Below are 26,043 nucleotides of genomic sequence, written 5' to 3'. Positions count from 1 at the left end.
ATGAAACGATATATAAACGCCGCTGCTTTTGTATTACTTACAGCCTTTTTAAGTGCCTGTAAAGTATCAAAAGATGTGGCTACACCCAAACCCGAGCTTCCTGCAAGTTTTAGGAGCACAGCGGCAGTAACTACTGCCGATACCAGCAGTATTGCCGATCTGCAATGGAAAAACTTTTTTACCGATGCAGCGCTGCAAAAACTAATTGATAGTGCCATAGCTAAAAACTACGATATGCAGATAGCAGTAAAAAACATTGATGCCGCGCAACTACTATTTAAACAGGTAAAATGGAATTACGTACCAGAGGTAGCATTAAATGTAACCGGGAGTACCAATCGCCCGTCTGATAATAGTTTAACCGGTTTAAGTATAGCCCAGTATAATATTGGTACCAAGCACGTTGAGGACTATTCGGCAAACCTTGCCCTTTCGTGGGAAGCCGATATCTGGGGTAAAATCCGGAACCAAAGCCGTACTGCTTTAGCCCAATACCTGCAAACTACCGAAGCAAAAAAGGCAATTCAAACCAACATCGTATCAAGCGTATCGCAAGGATATTATAACTTGCTGATGTTGGACGAGCAATTAGCCATTGCCAAAAAGAACGTAAAGTTAAATGATAGCACCTTGCGCATCATCCGTTTACAATATGATGCAGGGCAGGTTACTTTATTGGCAGTACAACAAGCTGATGCTCAACAACAGGCAGCTGCACAATTAGTACCACAGTTTGAACGTAATGTTGCCGTACAGGAAAACGCGTTGAGCGTTTTAGCGGGAACATTGCCAAACAGCGTTGAACGAACCGGAACACTGAGTGAAGTTAAGTTCCCTGAAGTGTTATCAGCCGGTGTACCATCGGCTGTAGTAAGCCGCAGACCGGACGTACGTAGCCATGAGTTGGATTTGACCATTGCCAATGCCAACGTAGGCATCACCAAAGCCGAAATGTATCCTGCATTAAGGATCACTGCAAGCGGTGGTGTAAATTCTTTTAAAGCAAGTAACTGGTTTAACATACCTGCTTCATTATTTGGTATAGTAGCAGGTAGTATCGCTCAGCCTTTGTTACAGCACAAAGAACTAAGCACGCAATATGAAGTTGCTAAAGTTAACCGCGAAAAAACGGTTTTACAGTTCAGGCAATCGGTATTAAACGCTGTTGGCGAGGTATCTGACGCTATGGTTAAGATAGAAAAACTAAAACAAGAGCAAGCCATAGCTGCCAACCGTGTTAAAACATTGCAGCAGGCAACAAGCAATGCCAGCATGCTATTTAAAAATGGCCTGGCCAATTACCTGGAGGTAATTACCGCCCAGGGCAATGTATTGCAGGGTGAACTTGAGTTAGCATCTATCAAAAGAGATGAGCTAAGCGCTACCGCCGATCTATACAGGTCATTAGGTGGTGGTTGGAAATAATTGGCTGATTGAGTTTATTAAGTGGGTGATTTGGTCCTCCATTTACAATTAGTCATTATCGAATGTATAAGCCGGTCGAGAATACGACCGGCTTTTTTTGTAGAGACGAATTACATGCGTCTCCCGCGTTAAAGCATAAGCTATTTCAGTGCTAATGATGCTCTCGGCGGGGTGGTGTTGTCGAGCACACGACTTTATGGGCAAGGAGGATATCCACATCCATTATTAATATACCAGGCTTTCCTTACTCCAAAGATGAATATTTGATGAATAAAAATCAATCAAGATATTGATAGCTAATAAATTGTGTACGTTTACTGTTGCTTAGTTCAACCTGACTTAACCTACGCAATTTTATGTCACAAACCCCTGTATTAGAAGCAACAAGTGCATTAAAGCCAAGCACTATTGATAAACGAACTAATCTTTCGCGGGCAGAGTTTATCAAAGAATATGTAGATAAATCATTACCCGTTGTTATTACCGATGCTGCAAAAAACTGGCCTGCCATGGGCAAGCATACCCCCCAATTTTACAAGAAAAATTACGGGCATGTTAAGAAAACCATCGACGGTGTAACTTATACCATGACAGAGGCTATTGACCGCATCCTGGTATCTACAGCCGAAAACCGTGCGCCGTACCCTTTCAATTTCGATATCAAAAAAGTATTTCCAGAATTGATGCCCGATTTTTCGCCCCAATTGGTTTATGGCAAAAGCGACCGGATCCATAGCAAACTGATGCCTAAACAATTGCTGCAGGGCACTACCGTGCATGAATTGTTTTTAGGTGGTAATGGCTCAAGCTTTCCTTACCTGCATTACGATGCCTTGTTTATGCATACACAGATCACCCAGGTATACGGCTCAAAGGTGTTTTACATGTATCCGCCGTCACAAACGCCAAATATGTACCCGTATCCTGATAACCCTAAGTTTTCACAGATCAATTTCCTGGAGCCGGATTACGAAAGGTTTCCGCTATACAAAGAGGCTGAGCCAATAATACTTCACCTGTTAGAAGGCGAAACCTTATTTTTCCCTTCGGGATGGTGGCATACCACCAAAATCACCGAACCAAGTATCACTTACGGACGCGCCCAGCTTAATACCTATAACTGGAACAATTTTATTAACGACCGCTATGTGAACTGGAAAAAGAAGATCTCTTATGCAGCTACCCCTGTGCTTGCTTATGGTGCGATTGTAGGGGCAATCATGAATCTTTTAGAAGGGGAAAAATGATAGTTTTTATTCGGTTTAACTTTATTTTCCCACAAGCTGAGCGTCGGGTAAACACGAATTTAACTACCCGTAAGATAGCTTATGGCGTATCTAATTGGGTTAACATAACTTAACATATTTTAGATAAAATACCATTTAATTATCTAATAATTAATATGTTGTATTTTTACATGGTTAACACAAAATTGATGTGCCGCGCAATTTAGGTGCATCCAAATATTTGTGCCTGTTATTGGCCAATACAAGTCCCTTCGATACCTGGATCATTTAACCAGGACCAGTTAATTAGTTAGATGCGTTTGCCCTGATTTGTTATCGATCACAATTCCAAAATTCCTGAAATTCGATTAAATTGTAACCAAGCCGGCGGGCATTCATGTCTAACTAAAAAAAAGATGCTTTACTGATAACACGAATTCATTACATTGGTGGGTAAAACGATTTCCCTGCGCTGGAAGCATCGTCATTTACTTATTACAAATAAATTACATCGATTTAGCAGAAAAATCCCTATCATAGCGCTCCCCCAATAATTAGAACTTGTTTTTTGAATGAAATTTAAATTATTAGCAGTATTTCTTTTAATCTCAGGATACTTAAAGGCGCAAAACTTAAATATAATCCCTCAGCCACGATCTGTGGTAAATGGTACCGGGCAGTTTAATTTTAATAACCATGCCACCGTTGGTGTAAATGACACCTCTTTAACTTCTTTGGCTGTTTATTTCCAAAAGGAAATTGTTAAAGCAAAAGGCTTATCAATTGCTGTAGCTAACAGCGATTCGGTTAGTTTAATAAAGCTACAGTTGCTCAAAACCCAGCAGATACCCGGCGCTTATTCGCTTAAAATAGCACCAGATCGTATTACCATATCTTCATCCAATAAAGAGGGTATCTTTTATGGCCTGGTATCTTTATTGCAAATCATCAAAGGACAGCCCCAGGGCGATGGCACCGGTATTACACTGGCATCGGCAGAAATTACCGATGCGCCGCGTTACCAGTGGCGTGGCTTAATGCTTGATGAGGCCAGGCATTTCTTCGGCAAGCAAAAGGTGAAGCAGATCCTGGATCAGATGGCTTATTATAAGCTAAACAAATTTCACTGGCACCTTACCGATGTACAGGGCTGGCGCATCGAGATCAAAAAATATCCTAAACTGGCCTTTGAAGGCGGTATGGGCGACTATAGCGACACCACCCGAAATGCACAGCCAAAATACTATACCCAAAACGACATTCGCGAGATAGTGGCCTACGCCGCGCAACGCTTCATAACGGTGATCCCCGAGATTGATATGCCCGGCCATGCCACTGCTGCAAACAGGGCTTACCCCGAATATTCCGGTGGCAGCGTAGCCGGATTTCCCAATTTTACTTTTAACCCGGCTAATGAAAAAACATACCAGTATTTAGGCGACATCATTAGGGAAACCAGCGCCATGTTCCCATCAAAAATGATGCACTTAGGTGGCGATGAAGTGGTATTGGGCGTTAAAGCATGGTCATTAGATACCACCATTGCCCGTATGATGCAGAAGAAAAATTTTGCGGATGTAGGCGAGCTTGAACGGTACTTTTTTAAACGGATGACTGATACGGTAACCAGCCTGGGCAGCAAGATACTTGCCTGGGATGAGGCAGCACCAACCGATATGCCGGCCGATAAAACGATCATTTTCTGGTGGCGTCAAAATCTGCCGGGGCAGCTAAGTTTGGCCCTGCAAAAAGGCTACCAGGTGGTGCTTTGTCCGCGTTTACCTTTTTACCTCGATTTTGTACAGGATGCCAGCCAGGTATCGGGCCGTAAATGGAATGGACAATTTAACCCGGTGACGGATCTTTACAACTTCCCCGAAAAACAATTATCGCCCCAAACTATAAGCGCGCCCAATATTCTTGGCGTACAGGCCAATATCTGGACGGAGAAGATCGCATCGGAAAAGCGACTTGATTTTGTGCTTTTCCCGCGTATAGCCGGTTTAGCCGAAGCCGGTTGGACGGCCCCGGAGGTTAAAAACGAACTTAATTTTACCCAACGCCTGCAGGCTGGTTTCAAGAACTGGGATGCAGAAGGTATATACTACTTCAATCCATTTGATATTACCGCCCATCCCGAAGCTATTGATTTCGCCCCACGGATAATTGAAAGACCAGTACGGGCCGAAAGACATGGCCGTCGCCACAGCGAGAAAAGGTCACATTCAAAAGGGGAGAAGAAGGGCCATAAAGCGTCAAAGAAATCTAAATCTTCGGGAAGCAGTCATAGAAGTTCTTCAAAATCGCAAAAAAGTAAAGGGCATAAAAAAAGGAAATAACGTAATGTTATTTCCTTTTTTTATCAACGCTCGGTTTGTACTATCTATAGGTAGAAAGGTGGGTGGTTTTAATGCTAAGTACAAAAGATTTGCCCACGCTTATTTTAACGTTTTTATCCAACAACATCGCTTTAACAGCATCATCTCCTTTAATGGCTTCAAACAGATCGCGCGCGACCGCCGAACCACTGATATTATTGGTAACCTTACCATTTTCCATATTGATATTGAAGGTATAACCAGATTTACCACGATCACCGGCTGATTCAAAATCAGTAATGTTCAGTTTAAACTGCTGATCTTCGTTCAGGCTTTTCTTCAAATGCAAACGGATAACGGGCATGTACCTTCTCCAGGTAGTTAAATACTTTCTTTCTTCCATGATATACTTATCTATATAAAAAAATAAAACCCCTGTAGGTATTCGTTTACAGGGGCTTCAAACTATCTTCAAGAACAGGTTTTACTTACCTGCCCTTATTATCAATAAATTGCGATTTGCTGTTTTATCATCATGGCAGCAGAGGATAAAACTCCCCGGAATAATATTACCACATGATAGTTCAAAGCTACCTAAATAAAAGTGTACCGGGGCAATTTAAATTTTTATTAATATCAGGGGCGTAATTTATTGTTATTCAATCATTAAAGATCTATTGCCTCAATGCTGTAGTGTTAATATAGGGTTTACGCACATAGATATTTATAACCTGTACTGCAAAAGCTGCTGTTTAATAATGGTAATTTGCGTTTGTTAAGTACTACAACAAAAATTTCCTATGAGTGTAGCCCGTCAGTTAAAAATAGTTCTTGTTAGCCTGTTCATGTTATATGCCTGTATTTGTAATGCCGCGCCAGTCATTTATGTTAACCAGGTGGCTTTTGATAGTCGCGGCGCAAAAATGGCTGTGATCCGTAACGATGAAAAACTTAACCCTGTTACAAAATTTACGCTCATTGATTCGGCCGGGAAAGTAAGCTTTACCGGAACGCTCAAAGGGCCACAACAAATTGAGCAATGGGTTAAAGGCGTTTTCTTTTACCAGGCTGATTTTTCGGCCGTGGTAAAATCGGGTACTTATCAAATCAGCGTCAATGTTAAAGGGAAAAAATACCTGTCAGATCCGTTTACCATCAGCGAAAACGCATTAGCAATAAAGACTCTTCCATCAATTATTGGTTATTACAACCATCAGCGCGCCAATACACCAATTGAGCTTGCCGCTGATAAACAAATGCAATTATTCGGCAGCGATAAAACGGTAGACTTACATGGCGGCTGGTGCGATGCATCGGGCGATGTAAGCAAATACTTTTCGCACCTGGCTTATGCCAATTATATGTCGCCTCAGCAAATTCCATTAGTTACCTGGTCAATGATCAATGCCATACAAAATATTCCAGGCACATTAAATAAGCTGGATATGTATGATAAAACCGTTGACGAGGCCTTGTACGGTGCAGATTACATGATGCGGGCTTTATCCAAAGAGGGGTATTTTTACATGATTGTGTTTAGTTATTTTAATAAAGATCCTAAAGCGCGTAGGGTAGTGGGCTTAAAAGCAAACAGTGTTACCACCAATGAATATCAATGTGCTTTTCGGGAAGGTGCTGGTATGGCCATGGCAGCCCTTGCACGTGCATCGCGACTTAAAAAAGATGGTGATTTTAAATCGGCCGAATACCTGGCTGCCGCCGAGCGCGCTTACGCCCATTTAGTGGTACATAATACCGAATATGATGATGACGGTAAGGAAAATGTTATTGACGATTACTGCGCGCTGATGGCCGCAACCGAACTTTGGATAGCTACCGATAGTGCTTATTACCAGCAGCAGGCCCGCATACGTGCCCAAAATATTGAAAAACGGATAAGCCCGGAAGGCTATTTTTATGCTAATGATAGCGGCCGCCCGTATTGGCATGCATCAGATGCGGGCATGCCGGTTGTTGCTTTAAGCAGGTATTTGGGCAAGGAGAAAAGCCAGGCCGATAGAACAGCCGCGTTAAGCACCATCAAAAAAGCATTAGATTACAATCTGCGGGTAACTGCCGAGGTAAATAACCCATTTGGCTACGCCCGGCAAACATTTCGTTTGGACGATAAGATACAGAACGGCTTTTTTATTCCCCATGAAAACGAAACCGGCTGGTGGTGGCAGGGTGAAAATGCCCGCTTAGGGTCGTTAGCTACAGCGGCCATTGTTGGCGGCAGGTTGGTTTACCCGGCAAAAGGCGGCTGGGGTGTCAATAAAGATCTATCGGCATATGCTTCACACCAGCTATCATGGATACTGGGCTGTAACCCATATTCCGTGTGTTTTATGTACCAATTTGGTAAAAACAACGTGCCTTACATGAGTTCCAATTTTGGGCACGGCTCTGGCAAGGGAGGGATCTCCAACGGCATCACCGGTGCCAAAGATCATGCCGACGGCAGCGGCATAGATTACCGGACCGAAGATAACGGCAACGAATGGCGCTGGACAGAACAATGGCTGCCGCACGCGGCCTGGTTTTTACAGGCTATAACAGCCATGAGCGAGAAGGAAAAATAAAGTCACATCTTTTCTTATCGCTTTTGCAGGATTATTTTTATTTTAGGCTACGGGATAACCAGTATCAGCGGGATTAATCGCCCCGTTGCCTGGTATTCAATGTCTCTACCAATCATTATGTTTAATAGTCAATTAGTTGCAACCTGCCGGGTTGTTTTTAAAAAACAATTGTATGATGATTGTATTGATGATCTTAATATTCCTGTGCGTATTGATAATTCCATTACGTGGACCGTCGAAGAAGAAAATTAACAGCGCCCAGGCTGTCAAACCCCCAAAAGAATTTTCGAAGTATGCTGTTAACGAAAATGGCTGGCTGGAAGAAATAGACGCTGAAGGCGATCAAAAGCGTTGATATAGGTATTTGCCGATCAATATAAATGATGCAAATTTGCATTATGCCCCATCAGCTTATTTCATTTCTGCAAACTTTCAGGCACATCCCGGCAGCCGACCATGAATTGATAACTGCGGCGTTTGAACAGAAAAGATTTGACGAAGGCGACTACCTGTTTAAGGGTGGGCAGGTTTGCAGGCAGCTGTTTTTTATAACAGATGGCGTGTTGCGCATTATGGTACGTAACGAAAAGGGTAACGAGGTTACGCACTACTTTTTAAAGGAAAATTATTTTTGTACTATTTTAAATAGTTTTACAAACCAGGTGCCCGCGCACGAAAGTATACAGGCTGCCTGTAAAGTAACGGTGCTGGTTACAAGCCATGCAAAATTGTTTGCCCTTTATGAGCAGCTGCCTTATTTGAAGGAATTGATAGATGATATTACCCACAAAGCGCTGCTCGAAAAAATACAGATCAGGAATAATTACCTGGGGCAGGATTCAACCGCGCGGTATAAATTGTTTATGGAAAAACAGGCCGATGTAGCGCTACGGGTACCGTTAAATGATATCGCCTCTTATTTGGGTATTACGCCGCAATCTCTCAGCCGTATCCGCAAAAATATTCGCTGATTGGTTGAATTATTTTAGCAACTTCCCTCAAATTCCCACCAAAATAAAGACATTTGCCACACTATGAATACGGATATACTATCGGCAATAACTTTTGAGGCAGCATCTACTACAGAACATTTTGAGCAGATCATCGCGCTTCAGAATCAAAATCTATATAAATCATTAAGCAGCCATCAGCAGGAACAGCAGGGCTTTGTATTTGCAGAGCATACGCTTGACTTGCTGCAGACAATGGCCACACAGATTCCCCAGGTAATAGCACTACACCAGGGCAAAGTAATTGGCTATAACCTGGCTATGACAGCTGCTATGGAAACAGAATTGCCCAGCCTTGAACCTATGTTCAGGGAGTTTCATAAAGCGGAATATAAGGGCAGGGTTTTAACCGATTACCAGTTTTTTGTAGGTGGACAGGTTTGCGTTGATAAGGATTTTCGTGGCTTGGGCTTGCTAAGCAAATTATACAATGCCAGTGCCGGCCTGGTGGGCTCTGCCTATGAATTGTGTGTTACCGAAATAGCGGTTAGAAACACTAAATCTTTAGCTATCCATCAAAAAATGGGCTTCGAGGTTGTTAGCACCCATAACGATGGGTTAGAGGATTGGAATGTGGTGGCCTGGGATATCAGGAATAGATAAAAGAAATTAAAATGCCGTCGACTCCCTTACAATCAGTTTCGACGGCAAAACAAATTCTTTGTTAACGTTATCTGTTCGCCCGGCTAAATGATCAAACAACAATTGTGCTGCTTGTTTGCCCATATCGTAAGCCGGTTGCAAAATAGTAGTAAGCGGTGGGTTAAGGATAGGGGCGGTAATTTGGTTAGTAAAGCAAACTACTTTAATATCCTTTGGGATATTAAGTTTTAATTCGCCACAAGCCAGGTAAGTGGATGTTGCCAAATGCTCTACCGTGGCTATAATACCATCGGGTTTTACTGTAATCAAATGCGCTGCAATTACATCAACATTTTCGTTGTTGTATTTATTTGAGCAGGTAACCACGCTGGATTCTTTGTGGTTGATTCCTCTTGTTGATAATGCTTTATGATATCCCTGTTCCCGGGCAGATAAAATAGATGGATAGCCTTTGATGGTAATAAGCGAGATATTTTTACAGCCCGCATCCAGCAAATGATTGGTGGCTATATAGGCACTGTTAAAATCATCAGTTGTTATTTTTATTGATCGCACATCGTCAAACACCCTATCGAAAAATACAATTGGTATACCAGTTTGCTGTAAAGCTTTAATATGGCTGGTATCTTCTGTATTACTGGCTACAGACATGATCACGCCATCAACCCGGCCGCTCGCCAACTCGCCAAACATATAGGCTTCCCGCTCATAGCTGTCATGCGTAAGGTAAATAAGCGTATGGTATTTTTTGACAGCCACAATACTTTCAATGCCATTTATAGCCTGGCTAAAAAAGCTATCGGCAATTTCAGGGATTATAATAGCGATAGTATTACTGGCCTTTTTACGCAAACTGCTGGCGTAGGCATTGGGCACATAATTTAATTTCTTTGCGGCCTCAATTACCCTCAGTTTAGTTTCGGGCCCAATATCGTGGCTATCCCTTAGCGCCTTGGATACGGTTGCGATGGATACATTAAGCGCCTTGGCTAAGGCCTTCATGTTTATTTTGTCGCTTTGAGGTTCATTAGCCATGGGTGCTAATTTAAATGATTTGGTTAATAAAAAGTACCTGTTTTAGTTAAACGTTTAAGCAAATAAATACCGTGGTTTTAATAAATGTGATGGTTTTAATAAAGAAATTTGGATAACACATTAACAAAGGATTGTTTACCAATTACATATCCGCCTAAAATTTCATGTTATGAGCGAGTTGAGCAACACAAACAACCAGGGACCTTTAAATTCACTTGACGACTGGGAAGATGATCTGTTAGATCGTTATCCCGATGCTGATTCTATTGCCGCGGGCCGCGATACTGAGGCTTATCGCGATTATGAAAACAATTTAAAAGATACCGTAAGGGAGTTTTATCGCCTGCAACACATTAACCAAACCTATGATTTTGTAATCCAGAAAAAGGCGCAGTATTTAACTTTTGACAAAAAGGAAATGTCGGTTTGGGATGCATTTGATTTTTTAAATCAGCTGGTAGATGATTCTGATCCGGATACCGATCTCGATCAGTTACAACACCTACTGCAAACATCTGAAGCTATCCGTGGTGATGGCAGACCGGATTGGATGGTGCTTACCGGTTTGTTTCATGATTTGGGTAAGGTACTTTGTTTATTTGGCGAACCACAGTGGGCTGTGGTAGGAGATAGCTACCCCGTAGGTTGCGCTTTTTCTGATAAGATTATTTTCTCACAATATTTTAAAGATAACAAGGATTATTACGATCCCCGCTACAACACTAAATATGGCATTTACGAACCCAATTGCGGTTTAGATAATGTGCACATGACCTGGGGGCATGATGAATACATTTATCATATGATGAAGCCCTACCTGCCAGAGCAGGCCCTATACATGCTTCGTTATCACTCATTTTACCCACAACACCGTGAAAACGCCTACAGCCATTTGATGACTCCGCATGACCATCAGTTGTTTAAGGCCGTTAACCAGTTTAATCCATACGATTTATACAGCAAAAGCCCGGTGCCACCAAACTGGACAGAACTACGCCCGTATTACGAAGACCTGGTGGCAAAATACCTGCCATCAACGTTAAAGTTTTAGTAAGAGCTTAATAGTGAGTAGGTTAATGGAATACAACTGCGACTAAGCGGCGAAAGACTTACGAAGTTTTAAAAACTTCGTAAGTCTGAATCTACAAAAAAAGATTTGTCATCCAGGAACGAAGGATCTTCTTCGCCCTGCTCATCGCAAACTTTCAAGGCGAAGAAGATCCTTCACTGCGTTCAGGATGACAAACGTTTTGTAAAAACGTCATGAGCAGGATGGAAGCAATGACATGAGATATTGTGATGCTTCTTTAAACATCAATCAACCTTCTTATTGTAATGTTATATTGACATTTAAAGCAATGCTTTTGCAGCTGCCAATTCAATTTATTTTATAGATTTGAAACCTGAACCGGGTATAACCTATTCCCGTTACAAAAAACAATCATGCTGAATCACATTTCCGTAGGCGATTTAATCGTATTTTTTGTTTATTTCTTATTGGTAGCCGTTTACGGTTACATGGTTTATCGCCGTAAAAGAAATGAAACCAACTCCAGTTCGCACAGCTTTTTCCTGGCCGAAGGTTCATTAACCTGGTGGGCCATCGGTGCATCCATCATCGCGTCAAATATATCTGCCGAGCAATTTATTGGCATGAGTGGCGATGGCTTTTTTGCCGGCATAGCTGTAGCTATTTACGAATGGGTAGGGGCAGCCGCGTTGATTATTGTAGCTGTGTTTTTTATGCCGGTGTATATCAAAAATAAGATTTACACCATGCCTCAATTCCTTAAAAATAGGTATAATAATGGTGTAGCCTTAACCATGTCAATCTTTTGGTTGTTTTTATATGTGTTCATCAACCTTACTGCTATCCTGTATTTAGGTGCTTTGGCAATTAACGGTTTATTAGGTGGGGGATATTTCCATGAGGTAATGATCGGGCTGGCAATATTTGGTGTGATCATAGCCTTAGGTGGCATGCAGGTGGTTGGTTACACCGACGTGGTGCAGGTGGCTGTTTTGATCATAGGTGGCCTTGCCATTACCTATCTTTCTTTAACTATTGTGAGCGATAAGTTTGGATTTGGGCAAAACGCCATAACGGGTTTTAAGCTGTTGCTGAAAGATTCGCCAGATCATTTTCACCTCATCTTTAAAAAGCCATCTCATAACGCCCCGATAGCAACCATTAGCAAATACCTCATTTTGCCCGGCTTTGCCATGTATGCTGGCGGTCAATGGATTAGCAACCTTAATTACTGGGGCTGTAACCAATACATTACTCAAAGAGCGTTGGGGGCCAACCTGCACACCGCGCGTACCGGTATCCTGTTTGCCAGTTTATTAAAAATATTAATGCCCGTTATTGTTATGCTGCCAGGTATTGTAGCTTATGTACTGTACAAACATGGCGATTTGCCAATGCTGGTAGATGGGAAAAAAGACGGTGCTTACTCCGCTATTCTGTCGTTTTTACCTTCGGGTTTAAAAGGCCTGTCGTTAGCGGTTTTAACAGCGGCGATAGTAGCCTCGATAGCCGGTAAGGTAAATAGTATCTCAACCATTTTTACGCTTGATGTTTATAAAAACTACATGAACAAAAATGCCAGCGAGCGTAATATGGTTTGGACCGGTCGTATTGCTATTGCCTGTAGCCTGATCATAGCCGTTGCCTTTACCTGGAACGATATGCTGGGCATTAGCGGGGAGGGTGGTTATACCTTTGTTCAAAAATATTCGGCCTTTGTTAGTCCGGGTGTGTTGGCAACCTTCCTGTTGGGGATGTTTTGGAAACGCACCACCGGCGAAGCCGCTATCATCGGCATCCTGACCGGCTTTGCATCCTCGGTATTTTTCAACCAGTTTGCAGTTAAAGTTTTCGGTCCCGAAACCATCCTATACAGTGCATTTACCAACGCGCAGGGCCAAATGGAAATTCCGTTTTTTATCTCCCTGAGCTGGTCGTTCCTGATCACCTTCCTGGTGATGATAGGCGTTAGTTTGGCTGGGCCGGTTGTTAGTGCAAAAGCTATCGAGGTTGATAAAGGGATGTTTAAATTAAAAGCATCATCTGTAGTATTGATAGGGGTGATCCTGTTGTTTTTATCAGCGATTTATATCAGGTTCTGGTAGGTTGCCTAAGGATGATTTTTTGTAGAGGCACATTACATGTGATGTGTCTCTCGTATACAAATCTAAGCGAAATTTTATATTGGCTCTGTAAAGGGGGAGACGCATGATGCCTCTCTACAAAAATAACTTTATTGTGGTACCTGCCTACCTTGATGCCGAGAGAAGTGGGCATTCGGGGTCTTATAAATAATAACTAACTGAAAGTATCCCAGAATAAGGTTAACAAAAATTCGGCAGGCGGCATAATTGCCTTAAACCTAAAGCTTTTCTATTTCTTCAGCAGAAAGTTTGGTGAGTTTTTCAATCTGGGCAACAGGGAAGCCATCTTTTTTCATTTCGCGGGCGATATCTTTCCTGCTATTTATTTCGCCTTTTTTCTCACCCTTTTTCTCGGCCCTGTCTAACAAAAGTTCTTCTATTCCCATTGTGGTACTCCTTTCGGTTAAAATTTCTACCTGTTGTTCAAATTTAGTATTTATATCCTGATTTTCAAAGCGTATGTAAAACCTTAAAAAATTCATTAACACCCGTATTTTTTCCTTTACAATTTTCTTGGTTAATAGTAACCTGGTTAAATTGAGCTTTAAGTTCAACAGTAATTCATCACGTTCTGTACTACTTTTTAGATTTTTGCCGGCAAATGCAGTCTTTGCTGTAAGTACCACCAAAGCAAATGGGTTGTTGCTGGCTTTTAGCGTCTCATCGTTTTGGTTAGCAATTTTATAAGGGTTAAACGTATAACGCAAACTGGTGCCCATAAAATCTATCGCGAAATAATCGGGCCTTTCTTTGGTATTGGCTTCGGTGAAAATGGCATAGGCAACTATTGGCTTTTGATATTTATCCAATATCCGGTAAAAATAGGTATACATACGTTGGGCAAAATCTTTTTGATACTGGCTCTGCACTTCCACATGTACCAAAACCCATTCCTCTTTACCATTTTTGGTGAATACTTTAACCAGCTTGTCAATCACCCTTGGAGAATACTCATCATTTTCGGGCGGAAAAACCTGTTCTAATTCTTTATCCAAAAATTCAAAACCTTTGTCTAAATCGAATATAGCCGACGCTTCCGGATTTACAAACCGTAAAAAATCATCAAAAACATCTTCAAGGATACCTTTCCATAAAATGTCGTCTTTTCTTCTCATTAAACAATAATATAAATATGATCGACAAAGTTAATTTTGACTAAAGCGACGGCATCGTTGTTTATATACGTAGATAAACTACCTCAAAACAAAGCCCGGCCTGTTAAAGTCCGGGCTTTGTTTTTAATTATTTTGTGATTAGTTATACCGCGTCTGATAGCGATGTAAACGTAAAGTCACGTATTCGCATCGGCGGGATCAACGCATTTTGCCCGGATTCTCCACTTACCGTACGTTCTGATATGCCCAAGGCATCAAGGTTATTGAGCATAATAACCGGGCTTTCATTAAACCTTAAGTTTTTGATCGGGAATTTGATCTGTCCGTTCTCGATATAAAAAGTACCATCCCTGGTAAGGCCTGTAAAAAGCAGCGTTTGTGGATCAACCGGGCGAATGTACCACAGCCTGGTTACCAGGATACCTTTTTCTGTTCCTTTAATCAGCTCCTCCAAAGTGGCCGAGCCACCTTCCATGATGATGCTATCCGGGTTGGGTATTGGTTTAACACCTTGTTTTTGCGCCCAGTACCTGGAATAGTTAAAGTTTTTAACCACACCTTTTTCAATCCAGCTTCTTTTAATTTGTGGCTGTCCATCGCCGGCCCAACTGCTGGTTGGTAAATCGGGATGTGATGGGTCAGAGTAGATGTTTACCCGCTCATCAACCATTTTTTCGCCAAGCCTGGTTTTGCCACCAGCTTTGCTCAAAAAACTACGGCCTTCGTCTGCACTACGCGCGTCAAGACCGCCGTATAGTTGCTCCAGTAACACAATACCTGCTGCAGGCTCCAATATCACGGTATATTTACCCGGTTCAATAGCTTTAGCGCCTTTTGATCCGGCGGCTTTTTGGGCCGCTATTTTGGTAAATGCCAGCGTATCCATTTTGCTTACATCGGTAAAGCCTTTGGTTGAATAACCCGAGCCTGTACCATCTTCGGAACGTAGCGTTACCGAAAAATTAACATTGGTAGAGGTGTTATAGGCAAACAACCCATGCGAGTTCATTATTGAACTAAAGCCCGCGCTGTTATCAAGGTAGCCTGCGGCTATTAGCTTATTGTCTTTCGCAATTTTTAGGCTTTGGCCAACCATATCTGTACGGATGGCGGGCGTAATAGCGGCGGTTTCCGGCACAAACGTTTTTGCACGCGGCGCATAGGTTTGCGGCCCTAAAAAGGAAACAAATTCGGGGTTTTCCGGTGCAAGCTGTGCCAGTTCTTCAGACAGGCGCACGGCTTTCTCAACCGAGGCATCGTCGTACTCATTGGTAGTAACTACACCCAATTTTTTGCCAAATGCAGAAGATATAACCATACTGGTTGAACTTACTGCTCCGCTGGTTGACACGGTATTGCGGGCATAACGGATATTACCCGAGTCTGATCCGCCAAAATTGATCTCGCATTCATCGGCTTTTGAATAGGCAAGCGCTTTTTTTAATATCGCGCGGCATTCATCTTCAGTTAAAATAGCCATATATCTTTAGATTTTTCTTGCTGTATTAATTACGTTAACTCCTTTAAACAACGCCGTTGATGAGCCATGCGATACCGCGCTGGCCTGCATAGGCTGGCCCTTGCCATCAAAGAATGACCCGCCTAAACGGTAATCATTGGCATCGCAAACTGCGGCACACGAGTTCCAAAACTCCTGCGTATTTGACTGATAAGCAACATCGTTAAGCATACCTACAATTTTGCCGTTCTTGATCTCATAATACAGCTGACCGCTAAACTGGAAGTTGTAGCGCTGCTGATCGATAGAGAATGAGCTATCGCCAATGATGTAGATGCCCTTTTCAACGTTTTTGATCATATCGTTTACACCCATTGGTACTTTACCCGGCTGTAAGGAAATATTGGCCATACGCTGAAATTGCACATCCTGCCAGCTTTGTGAGTAGCAACATCCTTGTGATTCGGTTAACCCAATAATATGGGCCTGATCGCGGATGGCCTGGTAATTAACCAATACGCCATCTTTAATAATGTCCCATTTTTTGGCCTCAACACCTTCGTCATCGTAACCAACAGCACCTAATGAACCAACCTGTGTTTTATCGGCTACAATGTTTACGTTTTTACTCCCGAAGTTGAATTTTTTTGATTCCCACTTATCTAAAGTAAGGAAACTGGTACCTGCAAAGTTGGCTTCATAGCCTAAAACACGGTCAAGCTCGGTAGGGTGACCTACGGACTCGTGGATGGTTAACCAAAGGTGACTTGGATCTAAAACCAAATCGTATTTACCGGCTTCAACAGATTTTGCTTTAAGCTTTTGATCGGCCTGGGTGGCGGCCGCGCGGGCATCCTCCACCATGTCGTAACGGTCCCTGTAAAGTGTGGTTACACCTTTGATCTTGTCGCTCTCACGCGGAGTCATGTATTCATAACCCATACCACGTGGAGCGCTCAGGGATTGGCGGGTTTCAAACTTGCCAGTTTTGGCATCTATTTTGGTAACTGCGAATAATGGCCAGATGCGATGAATGTCCTGGTCGATATAAGAACCATCTGTTGATGCAAAGTATTTTTGCTCGTTAACTAAAAACAGGATGGAGTTTACGTAATTGGCACCGCCTTTCATGGCGGCATCATTTACAGAAAGCAATAGGTCGGTTTTTTCTTTGATGGGTACCTCAAAAGCATTTCTTTCGATAGGTGTTTTCCAGCTTACTTCGCCATGGCCTTTCTGCGCCACCAGCTGAACTGGGTCGGTTTGAATGCGGGCATTCTCTTTGGCGATGGCTACGGCAAGCTCGGCTGCTTTGGCAATGCTATCGGTATCCAGTTTATCAGTTGCGGCAAATCCCCAGCATCCATTGGCAATAACACGGATGCCCATACCATATGATTGGGTATCAACAATGTTTTCAACTTTGTTTTCGCGGGTAACCACAAACTGGTTAAGGTAGCGGCCTATCCGCACATCGGTATAGGTAGCGCCTTTGGCACGGGCGGCATTTAAAACCACATCGGCCATTCGTTTTTTAAGGGCCACGTCAACCGGACTCATATCATGGCCGGGCAAAACGGGCGAACCAAAAACGGGGATCCTGCTAAGCATGGATGCACTAATGCCCATTCCGGTTAGGTAAAGGAAATCTTTTCTTTTCAAGGTCAGTCAGTTTTAGTTCTTAAATATAATGAGCGGAGTTTGTATTTTCTGTAGGATAAAAAATATAGTTTCTTGTTACAGGTTATTGGTTAAAAAAACAGGCTTCTTATTGCCCTTTCCTGATCACATAGGTTTTGGCAACCTGGTCATGCCAGGCTTGTTTCATGGGGTTCCACAAAATGGTTAAAAAGCCAATACCGCAAAGCAGGCTGGATAGCAATTTACTAAAATTGCGCGCCAAGGCTTTTCCAAAAGTTAACCGATAGCCATCCGGATCAACAACAATAAGTTTACAAATTAATTTGCCAATACTGCCCTGCATCGTTGTAGCTTCAAAAGTGGAATGATAGGCCACCAGGGCCAAAAAGAATAAAACCCGGTAAAAGAGATCCAAATCCGGTGATTCAAAATCAACCGATCTGTGAGTTAAGCCAATAAAAACGCCAATGGCGCCGAAGCCTATAACCAGGCCGACTATAACAATAATATAATCAATAATAAAAGCCAGCAGCCGCCACCAAAAAGTGGCTACATTTTGCGGAGTAGGCATATAAATGCCCACTGATATAAAATATTCCCGGAATTCGGGCAGGTCTGCAGCTTGTTGAGGCCCATCCGCCAACGGCGAGATCAAAAAATCGGTGGAGCCAATGCCCATATCCATCAACTGTGTATGTGTATATGGCCCTTCCTGGTTGCCATGTTTTAAAATGTAATATTCGTTTATCATTAACAGATCCGTTTAGGTTTTGGGAAATTAACGAAAATTGGAATAAAAGCAAAATTGAAAAAAAGCAGTTCTGAGATATAGTATACAGCCTGTGGTCGGTGTTTTTACCGCACCACGCCGATGCTTGTCGTGGCTACGCGTGATCCAACTAATGAGCAATCATCGCTTTCTTCCTTTTATAAATGATAAGAGTCGAATTAAAGCGAAAAAGGTATTAAGGGTATACACTAACATTGGTGTTACGACGACAGGGGATGGTGCGGTGAAAACACTGACCATAGGCTAAATAGTCGGCTCCATGTTCTTCTACAGGTCTGCAAATATTGAACTGTCTATTATACCTATCAATTTTGCGAATACCGGCTGTCCGGAAAAAATTGTACCTTTTATTGGATAACAATGAAAAAATTATACATTTTCACATATTATGGATCGCAATGCAGAGGGTGAAAAAATAGAAGGAAGGCAATGGGATTTCGCCTACTTTGGTAAATATTTAAGAATTAAAAATGAAAAAAGGTTTTTTTGCCAGCTCGTTAATAGTTATCCTGTTGATGAATTGTAGGTACATAAATAATCCAGCTATAAAATTTAACTACGATTCGAATTACTTAGATAAAGCTTGGGAAACTAACGACACTGTTTTTATGAAAGGTTGGATATTAAATTTGGACTCTCTTGATTTCAAAAGTTTTGCGTACAATGTTTCTGACTATGCCAGGGTAACAGGGTTCAACTACGGGAATATCGACTTGGAAGGTGATTTAAATAAAAGATGGAGCATTTCACAGCAAAAGAAAATGCGATATAATGTAAAGCATGTTTACAATGTATATCTCAATTCATGTTCGTTTTTAAATAAAAGAATTACGCTTGATGAATTTTATCCGATCAGCGTTAAATATTGGCGGGAAAATTCAATTCTTGCAGAATCTGACCTGGAAAATTTACGTAAAGATATCAATAGCCTCTGTAAAAAGCATGTTTGATGCTTCGGTGATAATTGCAGCCCATGTGAATTTGTGCCTTTTTTAATATGTTAAGCTATCAATACTTCATACAGGAATTTTGCAAACGGTGATTGAGGTTATGACGACATTGGATGGCTATGGTGGAAACACCGACTATAGGCTAAATAACCGATGAGGGCTCGGGCTGATCTTTATATAAGATTCAATAACTCAGCGCGTACATAATGATATTCACCCCAAATTTGGTATTATCCTCTGCCAGGAAGCGTTTGTTGCGGTAATCATAGTCCCATTCGCAGCCATAATCCTTGCTGCTGTACAGCACGGCTATGCGGCCATTTATTTCTATCGCCTTAAGGTAATCATGCACAAGGTCGTCGCCCCAGCCGTTGAGTTCAAAACTGGTGGTAGGGGGACCTTTGTCAAACGAAAAGAAGGAATGGTAGATCTTATGGTTATTGGGGATTTTTTTTAAAGCTGTAGGCCCGAATAACGCGGTCATTTGCGCCTCAAACGATTTGGCAAACAAGCCGTCGATATCGTGGTTGCAATCGTCAACAAAAACAAAGCCACCGTTTTCTACATACTTTTTAAAATTGGTGCGTTCCCTGGTATCAAATTGCACCAGTTTGTGGCCGCTCATGTAACAAAACGGGTATGAAAAGATCTCATCACTACTTAGCGGGATCACTTTTTCTTGTTGATCAATTGGTATAGTAGTATACTCCAATAATGAATTGAGGATATTGGATGGCATCCGCTGATCGGTATCCCAATCGCCGGAGTGGTAACTTAACCTCATAAATGTGAATTTTCCGCTAAATGCCATCTGTATTAAAAACCTTAAAATTAGTACAATATTTTTTGCTTAACTTACTTTTGTTTGCATTGCTTGTAAAGTTTTGGATACTTTATTTAATTTTTGATAAAAAATAGTGGTTATTACTCAAAAGGGTAATATATTGTGAGGGTACATTAAAAACGTATTTTAAGTTGGAACTGACCGAAAATAATATAAAAGCGCTGCTTGGTAAATTGCCGCAGCTAAAAACCGAGATCCAGAAGGTAATTGTTGGGCAGGATGCTATTTTGGACGAATTGCTTGTCGCGTTTTTAGCGGGCGGGCATTGTTTGCTGGAGGGCGTACCGGGATTAGCCAAAACACTCATTGTAAAAACCATGTCGCAGGCATTGCACCTGGCCTTCAGGCGCATACAGTTTACACCCGATCTGATGCCTACAGATATCATCGGCACCGAGATATTAGAAGAAGACCACGCCACCGGTAAACGTTTCTTTAAATTTAATAAAGGCCCCTTGTTTGCCAATATTATATTGGCCGATGAAATAAACCGTACGCCGCCGAAAACACAATCGGCCTTGTTAGAGGCTATGCAGGAGTTTGAGGTAACCTATGGCGGACAAACGTATCCCTTAGATAAGCCTTTTTTCATCCTCGCTACGCAAAATCCAATTGAGCAGGCCGGTACATACCCACTGCCCGAAGCACAATTAGATCGCTTTTTACTGCTGATAAAAATTGGCTACCCAACCGAGCAGGAAGAGTTTGAAGTATTGAACCGCACCACAGGTACTAAAAAAGCAGATATTAAAGCGGTAATTACCGCCGAAGAGATCATCCAGGCACAGGCTTTAGTACGCCAGGTAACCATCAGCGAAGACCTGGTTAAATATGTAAGCCAGGTAATCCGCGCTACCCGCCCGGATACAACTACGGTTAATTACGTAAAAGAATGGGTACGCTGGGGAGCAGGTCCAAGAGCAGGGCAGGCATTGATCTTAACAGCCAAAGCAAGGGCCTTGCTTAAAGGGAGGTACGCCGTTTTAATGGAAGACATCCACGCCATGGCCCCGGCCGTTTTACGTCACCGCATTTTAACCAACTTTAAAGCCGAGGCGGAGGGGATAACTTCGGATAGGGTGACGGAGGAGTTGATAAAGGTGGTATCACGTACGAAAACAATATAGTTCATCGTCATTGCGAGGTACGAAGCAATCCCCGATTTGCAGATTCGCTCTGTATAGTTAGGGATTGCTTCGTACCTCGCAATGACGGTGGTAATAAACACCGGCAAAAAAAATAAATCCGAAATCGAAAATCCCAATTCCGAAATACATGCAGCTTGATCCTAAAGTATTAATGACCATTAAGGATTTGCCATTACTGGCGAAAACGGTTATTGATGGCTTTATGAATGGCTTTAACAAAAGTAAAGTAAAAGGGCCCGGATTGGAATTTAGCCAGTATCGCAGCTATCAGCCGGGTGACGATTTAAGATGGCTGGATTGGCGCATGTTTGCCCGGAGCGATAGATACTATATCCGCGAATCGGAGGTTGAAACGAGTATTTCTGTAAGGTTTTTGGTGGATGCCAGCGCATCCATGAACCATGATGATAACGGCATTAAAAAGATAGATTATGCCCGCTTCCTGGCTGCCTCGTTAGCGTGGCTATCAAACTTGCAGGGCGATTCGGTTGGTTTATATGTTTTAGAGGATGGGGGCTTGTTTTCGCTGGCTTCCAAACCTGATCCTCAGCATTTGCAGCGCTTGTTATACCATTTGCAGCAGGTAAAACCATCGGGCACATTTACGCACCCCATCCATTATAAAGAACTGTTTGCCGGGGATGGCCGTAAGGAATTATTAGTGTTTATTACAGACATGTACCAGTCGGCAGGGGAGATCAGCAGACTACTTGACTCCTTATCAGCCCTGAAACATGAAGTAATAGTATTTCACCTGATGGGCAAAAATGAGCTTGAATTTGATTTTAGTGGATACTCCACGTTAGAGGACCTGGAAACAGGTGAAACGGTGGATGTGAACGTCCAACAAGCCGCGGAATACCAGGCAAAACTTAAAGCTCATTTAGAGGATATCAGGATGCAGTTATTAGGCAAACATATCTATTACCGGATGCTGAGCACATCCCAACCTTTAGACGAAGCCTTACGCGACTTTTTGGTTCAACGCAACAAAAGTAAATTTTAATAGATAGTGATGGGTTTAAAACCCCTCGCTACGGACATTTATATATTAACAAAATAAAAAGTCCTCCCCTTCAGGGGAGGATTTAGGACGGGCATGCAGTTTTTAAATCCCATATGGTTGTTTGCTATTGCCGCGGTAAGTATCCCGGTAATTATACACCTGTGGAATATAAAGCCGGGCAAAACTTTAAAAGTAGGCAGCATCGCTTTGATCACCGCTGCCGCTCAAAAAAGCAGTCGTAGTTTTAGGCTGAACGACGTGTTGTTGTTTTTGGTTCGGTGTCTTTTTTTAATCGTCCTGGCCTTTTTATTGGCGGCACCAATATGGCAACGGTACCAATCTTTAAGCGCTACAAAAGGCTGGATACTCCTCCCAAAAGATAACTTAACGGAAACTTACCATCAATTCAAACCTGTTATCGATTCTTTATCAAAAAGTGGCTATGAGTTTCATTTTTTTGATCAAAAATTCTCAAAGTTTGAACTAAATAAGGCATTAACAGATACTTCACTAAAAAATGAACGTGGAGTAAAAAATTATTGGAGTTTGATATCGATGCTGAATAAAACACTACCCGAAAATATCCCGGTGTACCTGTTCAGCCCAAACCAATCCAGGTATTTTAGCGGGAGCAAACCATCGGTATCACTTAACCTGCACTGGCAAACCTATACACCAGCCGATTCGGTAAGCCAATGGATCCAAAGTGCCTGGTTTACCAATACGAATTCTATTAAGGTGATTGAAGGTAACAGCAAACCATCCGGAACTTATTTTACCAACTATATCATCCAATCCGAAGGTGATCCTAAATCGCCGTTTACAGTTGATATCAACCATGGCAACCCGGTTGTCGGTTTTAAAAATGCTAAGCAAAAGTTAATACAAATAGATACAACTACTTTAAAAATAGCTATTTATACTGACAAGTATAATACTGATGCCGCTTATCTGAAGGCGGCGTTATCGGCAGTAGGCAATTTTAGCCAGCGTAAAATAACCACCAAACTATATACCGATTCAAGCCAAATTCAGGGAGGGTATGATTGGATCTTTTGGTTGGCGGATAAGCCTGTTGATACTGAACCCATAAAAAAGGGAGTTCATATGTTTAGCTACAAGACAGGAATGGCAGTCAATACCACCTCGTGGATTAAAACTGATGGGCCATATGCTATAGCCGGGCAGGAGCGACCAATAGCTTTATATAAGCTCATCAAAAACAGTTCAAATGATAATGCAACCCCGCTTTGGGTTGATGGTTTTGGCAACCCGGTTTTAACTAAAGAATCAACTTCATATCATTTCTATTCGCACTTCAATCCCACCTGGAACGACCTGGTTTGGAGCGATAATTTTCCTAAGTTATTATTGAATTTAATTTTATATAATTCTGATAATAAATGGATTATAATTAGCAACAGAGACACTATTGATCATAGGCAACTAATGCCAAATATAATTTCGTCAGCACATAATAATAGCAGTAGTAAGGTAATTGAACAAACCGATCTGGCGCATTATTTCTGGCTGATATTGGTTGTTGTGTTCTTGATAGAACGATGGCTGGTTCATAAAAATAAACCTTTAGTAAAGCATGGCTGAGCAAACAGGGATACATAAGATCAGCGCGATACGCAAAACGTACATCGTATATCAGCTAATTGCCGATGTGCTTTTTGCGGCTGCGTTCTCTATTGTCATTATCACGATAGTAAACTACAGTCTGCATATCGCCTTACTTTGGGCAGTACCAGTGTTTATGGCAAGCTTGTTAGTTTTTGTGTTTATTTATAAGACCTGGGCTATAAGTAACACTTCGATAGCCAACTTCCTAAACCGCCAATATCCGCAACTTGAAGAAAGCAGCACGCTCACTTTAAAACCTGCGGCAGAATTAAACCTGCTCGAAACCTTACAATTGCAAAAAGTTGAAGCTGAATTACAGGAGATCCCACTACCTCATAAAGCCTTTTTCAAAAGAATAAAACTGGCGCTGCTGTTACTTGCAATAGCTTTAGCAGTAAGTTGGTTAGCTGGCAGCGTATCCAAACAAGTTCATTATACAGATGGTAAGAGATTATCTGCAGAAAAAACAGCTGTTCCGGAAAAGATCTTACCGCAAATTTCTGCTGTTAACGTACACGTTGCGCCACCATTATACACTGGCAAAGCAACACGGCAACAGGATAAATTCATCTTAAATGTAGAGGATGGCGCTACCGTAACCTGGCATATCACTACCAATATAGCCGTTAAGCAGATATTCTTGCTATTTAACGATAAAGAGGTTATCAAACTTAAAAATACTGATAATACACAATGGCAGGTTAATAAAGTGATCAGCAAACCGGGGTTTTACCAGGTAAATGTAGATGGCAAGCTATCCGATTTATACCAGGTACAGGTAATTACAGATCAGCCGCCGGTTGTCCGAATCAAAACCCCAAAACAATATACGTATATAGATGCGGGCGAGGCGCAAAAAATAAATATCAATACAGCTATTAATGATGATTATGGCGTAAGTAGCGCATTGATCTTTGCTACAGTTGCCAAAGGAAGTGGGGAGGCTGTGAAATTTAAAGAGTATAAGCTGAATTTTTCAAGTTCCTTTGTCGGTCATCATCCACAATACGATTTGCAAAAGCTAATCAACCTGCCCGATTTAAAGATGGAGCCGGGCGATGAGCTTTATTTTTATGTGCAGGCTACTGATACCCATCAACAACAAAGCCGAACAGATGTATACACGGTTACCATACAGGATACCGCGCAGCTATTGAGCATGGATGGCATGTTGACCGGCGTAAACCAAAAGCCCGAATTTTTCAGAAGCGAGCGGCAGATCATCGTAGATACCGAACATTTATTGAAGGATAAAGACAGCATCAGCGTAGAGCAATTTAATAACCGGAGTAACGACCTTGGTATTGATCAAAAGTTGCTGCGCCTGCGTTATGGTAAGTTTTTAGGCGAAGAATCAGAATCGGACATTAATCCTGCCGATGATAAAAACGATCCGGTAGGTGACATCAAAAATTATGGCAACGCAGCCGTGGTATTGGATAAGTATACCGATAAGCATGACAATGCCGAAGATGCTCAATTTTTTGACCCCGAATTAAAAAAACAACTCAAAGCCACTCTTACCGAAATGTGGAAAGCCGAACTGCAATTGCGGCTATATAAACCCCAGAATGCTTTGCCATTTGAGTACAAGGCCTTGCGTTTACTAAAAGATCTGCAACAAAAATCAAGGGTTTACGTGGCTAAAACGGCTTATAATCCACCGGCTTTAAAAATGGAGAAACGGTTAAGTGGCGATCTCTCAAAAATAGATCAGCCTTTGTTTAAACAGGATATTAAACCAGGTACGGATCAGTTTGAAAACCTGAAAAAGGCGGTAATCGTATTAGAGCAATTAAAAACCAGAGGACAAATAAATGATGCAGATAAACATGTGTTAGCCTTAGCCAGTCAGCAACTTAGCTTAAAGGCATCTGCGCAGCCGGGAGCCTATTTGCCTGCTTTGAGTGCCATGCGCAGAATCTTGTCGAATCAAAAAGGAGTTAATGTAACTGACGTCGCCTTGGTCGAAAAAGCGATTCAAAAAACATTGATCAATGCGATTAAAACACCTGCCGCCGGCGTTGCGCCTACAGATCTGGGCTTATCGCGCGATTATTATAAAAACCTTAAAACCGTTAACTAACA

Annotated in this window: 21 protein-coding genes; 14 read left to right on the top strand and 7 right to left on the bottom strand. The window is 42.0% G+C overall.

Annotated elements, in window-relative coordinates:
- The 3 genes from FHS10_RS16595 to FHS10_RS16585 all read left to right on the top strand — a co-directional run bounded on the left by FHS10_RS16595 (position 1) and on the right by FHS10_RS16585 (position 4,990).
- Positions 1–1,425 carry an efflux transporter outer membrane subunit gene (locus FHS10_RS16595; protein WP_259092557.1) on the top strand — a complete coding sequence of 475 codons (1,425 nt, stop codon included), beginning with the start codon at positions 1–3 and terminating at the stop codon, positions 1,423–1,425.
- 356 nt (positions 1,426–1,781) lie between these two features.
- Positions 1,782–2,672 carry a cupin-like domain-containing protein gene (locus FHS10_RS16590; protein ID WP_259092554.1) on the top strand — a complete coding sequence of 297 codons (891 nt, stop codon included), beginning with the start codon at positions 1,782–1,784 and terminating at the stop codon, positions 2,670–2,672.
- A 551-nt stretch (positions 2,673–3,223) separates the two neighbouring features.
- A complete protein-coding gene (locus FHS10_RS16585) occupies positions 3,224–4,990 on the top strand; it encodes a beta-N-acetylhexosaminidase (RefSeq protein WP_259092553.1) in 1,767 nt (588 codons plus the stop codon).
- Positions 4,991–5,030: 40 nt separating this feature from the next.
- Here the strand turns inward: FHS10_RS16585 and FHS10_RS16580 are convergent, their stop codons facing one another.
- Entirely contained in the window at positions 5,031–5,372 is a 342-nt protein-coding gene (locus tag FHS10_RS16580) for a hypothetical protein (protein ID WP_259092551.1), read from the bottom strand.
- A 397-nt stretch (positions 5,373–5,769) separates the two neighbouring features.
- Between FHS10_RS16580 and FHS10_RS16575 the strand changes: the two genes are divergently transcribed.
- The 4 genes from FHS10_RS16575 to FHS10_RS16560 all read left to right on the top strand — a co-directional run bounded on the left by FHS10_RS16575 (position 5,770) and on the right by FHS10_RS16560 (position 9,164).
- Positions 5,770–7,551 carry a glycoside hydrolase family 9 protein gene (locus tag FHS10_RS16575; protein WP_259092550.1) on the top strand — a complete coding sequence of 594 codons (1,782 nt, stop codon included), beginning with the start codon at positions 5,770–5,772 and terminating at the stop codon, positions 7,549–7,551.
- A gap of 172 nt (positions 7,552–7,723) precedes the next feature.
- A complete protein-coding gene (locus tag FHS10_RS16570; RefSeq protein WP_259092548.1) occupies positions 7,724–7,906 on the top strand; it encodes a hypothetical protein in 183 nt (60 codons plus the stop codon).
- A 25-nt stretch (positions 7,907–7,931) separates the two neighbouring features.
- Positions 7,932–8,522 carry a Crp/Fnr family transcriptional regulator gene (locus FHS10_RS16565; protein ID WP_259092545.1) on the top strand — a complete coding sequence of 197 codons (591 nt, stop codon included), beginning with the start codon at positions 7,932–7,934 and terminating at the stop codon, positions 8,520–8,522.
- Positions 8,523–8,585: 63 nt separating this feature from the next.
- Positions 8,586–9,164: a GNAT family N-acetyltransferase gene (locus FHS10_RS16560; RefSeq protein WP_259092542.1), complete on the top strand. Its 579-nt coding sequence runs from the start codon at positions 8,586–8,588 to the stop codon at positions 9,162–9,164.
- 6 nt (positions 9,165–9,170) lie between these two features.
- Here FHS10_RS16560 and FHS10_RS16555 read toward each other — a convergent pair whose 3' ends face one another.
- The gene (locus FHS10_RS16555) at positions 9,171–10,199 is read right to left on the bottom strand and encodes a LacI family DNA-binding transcriptional regulator (protein ID WP_259092539.1); all 1,029 of its coding nucleotides are present in this window, start codon (positions 10,197–10,199) and stop codon (positions 9,171–9,173) included.
- A gap of 169 nt (positions 10,200–10,368) precedes the next feature.
- On the opposite strand from FHS10_RS16555, the gene FHS10_RS16550 reads away from it, so the two are divergent.
- The gene (locus tag FHS10_RS16550; RefSeq protein ID WP_259092537.1) at positions 10,369–11,250 is read left to right on the top strand and encodes an inositol oxygenase family protein; all 882 of its coding nucleotides are present in this window, start codon (positions 10,369–10,371) and stop codon (positions 11,248–11,250) included.
- A gap of 392 nt (positions 11,251–11,642) precedes the next feature.
- Entirely contained in the window at positions 11,643–13,334 is a 1,692-nt protein-coding gene (locus FHS10_RS16545) for a sodium:solute symporter family transporter (RefSeq protein ID WP_259092535.1), read from the top strand.
- Positions 13,335–13,591: 257 nt separating this feature from the next.
- On the opposite strand, the gene FHS10_RS16540 is transcribed toward FHS10_RS16545, so the two are convergent.
- The 4 genes from FHS10_RS16540 to FHS10_RS16525 all read right to left on the bottom strand — a co-directional run bounded on the left by FHS10_RS16540 (position 13,592) and on the right by FHS10_RS16525 (position 18,339).
- Positions 13,592–14,488, bottom strand: coding sequence for an RpnC/YadD family protein (locus FHS10_RS16540; protein ID WP_259092531.1), 897 nt, complete (start codon positions 14,486–14,488; stop codon positions 13,592–13,594).
- Positions 14,489–14,630: 142 nt separating this feature from the next.
- The gene (locus FHS10_RS16535) at positions 14,631–15,968 is read right to left on the bottom strand and encodes a TldD/PmbA family protein (RefSeq protein ID WP_259092530.1); all 1,338 of its coding nucleotides are present in this window, start codon (positions 15,966–15,968) and stop codon (positions 14,631–14,633) included.
- A 6-nt stretch (positions 15,969–15,974) separates the two neighbouring features.
- Complete coding sequence (locus FHS10_RS16530) at positions 15,975–17,609, bottom strand: TldD/PmbA family protein (protein WP_259092527.1); 1,635 nt, start codon at positions 17,607–17,609, stop codon at positions 15,975–15,977.
- 106 nt (positions 17,610–17,715) lie between these two features.
- Positions 17,716–18,339 (bottom strand): RDD family protein, encoded by a 624-nt coding sequence (locus FHS10_RS16525; RefSeq protein WP_259092524.1) that lies wholly within the window; start codon positions 18,337–18,339, stop codon positions 17,716–17,718.
- Between the two features lie 509 nt (positions 18,340–18,848).
- Between FHS10_RS16525 and FHS10_RS16520 the strand changes: the two genes are divergently transcribed.
- Positions 18,849–19,328 carry a hypothetical protein gene (locus tag FHS10_RS16520; RefSeq protein WP_259092522.1) on the top strand — a complete coding sequence of 160 codons (480 nt, stop codon included), beginning with the start codon at positions 18,849–18,851 and terminating at the stop codon, positions 19,326–19,328.
- A gap of 184 nt (positions 19,329–19,512) precedes the next feature.
- Here FHS10_RS16520 and FHS10_RS16515 read toward each other — a convergent pair whose 3' ends face one another.
- A complete protein-coding gene (locus tag FHS10_RS16515; protein ID WP_259092520.1) occupies positions 19,513–20,139 on the bottom strand; it encodes a DUF4159 domain-containing protein in 627 nt (208 codons plus the stop codon).
- A gap of 164 nt (positions 20,140–20,303) precedes the next feature.
- Between FHS10_RS16515 and FHS10_RS16510 the strand changes: the two genes are divergently transcribed.
- From FHS10_RS16510 to FHS10_RS16495, 4 genes are all read left to right on the top strand, one after another.
- Positions 20,304–21,299 carry an AAA family ATPase gene (locus FHS10_RS16510; RefSeq protein WP_259092518.1) on the top strand — a complete coding sequence of 332 codons (996 nt, stop codon included), beginning with the start codon at positions 20,304–20,306 and terminating at the stop codon, positions 21,297–21,299.
- A 148-nt stretch (positions 21,300–21,447) separates the two neighbouring features.
- Positions 21,448–22,326: a DUF58 domain-containing protein gene (locus FHS10_RS16505; RefSeq protein WP_259092516.1), complete on the top strand. Its 879-nt coding sequence runs from the start codon at positions 21,448–21,450 to the stop codon at positions 22,324–22,326.
- 93 nt (positions 22,327–22,419) lie between these two features.
- Complete coding sequence (locus FHS10_RS16500) at positions 22,420–23,931, top strand: BatA domain-containing protein (protein ID WP_259092514.1); 1,512 nt, start codon at positions 22,420–22,422, stop codon at positions 23,929–23,931.
- Positions 23,924–26,041 carry a DUF4175 family protein gene (locus FHS10_RS16495; protein ID WP_259092512.1) on the top strand — a complete coding sequence of 706 codons (2,118 nt, stop codon included), beginning with the start codon at positions 23,924–23,926 and terminating at the stop codon, positions 26,039–26,041. The genes FHS10_RS16500 and FHS10_RS16495 overlap by 8 nt, the downstream gene beginning before the upstream one ends.
- The last annotated feature ends 2 nt before the right edge of the window (positions 26,042–26,043 follow it).

The sequence above is a fragment of the Mucilaginibacter dorajii genome (assembly GCF_024808255.1).
GTDB classification, from domain to species: domain Bacteria; phylum Bacteroidota; class Bacteroidia; order Sphingobacteriales; family Sphingobacteriaceae; genus Mucilaginibacter; species Mucilaginibacter dorajii.
This window is presented reverse-complemented; position numbering and strand designations above follow the sequence as displayed.

Bases quoted from the DNA above. Each gene is read 5' to 3' on its own strand.
- FHS10_RS16520 (WP_259092522.1), top strand. From the start codon at position 18,849: ATGAAAAAAGGTTTTTTTGCCAGCTCGTTAATAGTTATCCTGTTGATG.
- FHS10_RS16500 (WP_259092514.1), top strand. From the start codon at position 22,420: ATGCAGTTTTTAAATCCCATATGGTTGTTTGCTATTGCCGCGGTAAGT.
- FHS10_RS16575 (WP_259092550.1), top strand. From the start codon at position 5,770: ATGAGTGTAGCCCGTCAGTTAAAAATAGTTCTTGTTAGCCTGTTCATG.
- FHS10_RS16540 (WP_259092531.1), bottom strand. From the start codon at position 14,488: ATGAGAAGAAAAGACGACATTTTATGGAAAGGTATCCTTGAAGATGTT.
- FHS10_RS16560 (WP_259092542.1), top strand. From the start codon at position 8,586: ATGAATACGGATATACTATCGGCAATAACTTTTGAGGCAGCATCTACT.
- FHS10_RS16570 (WP_259092548.1), top strand. From the start codon at position 7,724: ATGATGATTGTATTGATGATCTTAATATTCCTGTGCGTATTGATAATT.
- FHS10_RS16595 (WP_259092557.1), top strand. From the start codon at position 1: ATGAAACGATATATAAACGCCGCTGCTTTTGTATTACTTACAGCCTTT.
- FHS10_RS16550 (WP_259092537.1), top strand. From the start codon at position 10,369: ATGAGCGAGTTGAGCAACACAAACAACCAGGGACCTTTAAATTCACTT.
- FHS10_RS16580 (WP_259092551.1), bottom strand. From the start codon at position 5,372: ATGGAAGAAAGAAAGTATTTAACTACCTGGAGAAGGTACATGCCCGTT.
- FHS10_RS16585 (WP_259092553.1), top strand. From the start codon at position 3,224: ATGAAATTTAAATTATTAGCAGTATTTCTTTTAATCTCAGGATACTTA.
- FHS10_RS16590 (WP_259092554.1), top strand. From the start codon at position 1,782: ATGTCACAAACCCCTGTATTAGAAGCAACAAGTGCATTAAAGCCAAGC.
- FHS10_RS16505 (WP_259092516.1), top strand. From the start codon at position 21,448: ATGCAGCTTGATCCTAAAGTATTAATGACCATTAAGGATTTGCCATTA.
- FHS10_RS16555 (WP_259092539.1), bottom strand. From the start codon at position 10,199: ATGGCTAATGAACCTCAAAGCGACAAAATAAACATGAAGGCCTTAGCC.
- FHS10_RS16525 (WP_259092524.1), bottom strand. From the start codon at position 18,339: ATGATAAACGAATATTACATTTTAAAACATGGCAACCAGGAAGGGCCA.
- FHS10_RS16545 (WP_259092535.1), top strand. From the start codon at position 11,643: ATGCTGAATCACATTTCCGTAGGCGATTTAATCGTATTTTTTGTTTAT.
- FHS10_RS16565 (WP_259092545.1), top strand. From the start codon at position 7,932: ATGATGCAAATTTGCATTATGCCCCATCAGCTTATTTCATTTCTGCAA.
- FHS10_RS16535 (WP_259092530.1), bottom strand. From the start codon at position 15,968: ATGGCTATTTTAACTGAAGATGAATGCCGCGCGATATTAAAAAAAGCG.
- FHS10_RS16515 (WP_259092520.1), bottom strand. From the start codon at position 20,139: ATGGCATTTAGCGGAAAATTCACATTTATGAGGTTAAGTTACCACTCC.
- FHS10_RS16495 (WP_259092512.1), top strand. From the start codon at position 23,924: ATGGCTGAGCAAACAGGGATACATAAGATCAGCGCGATACGCAAAACG.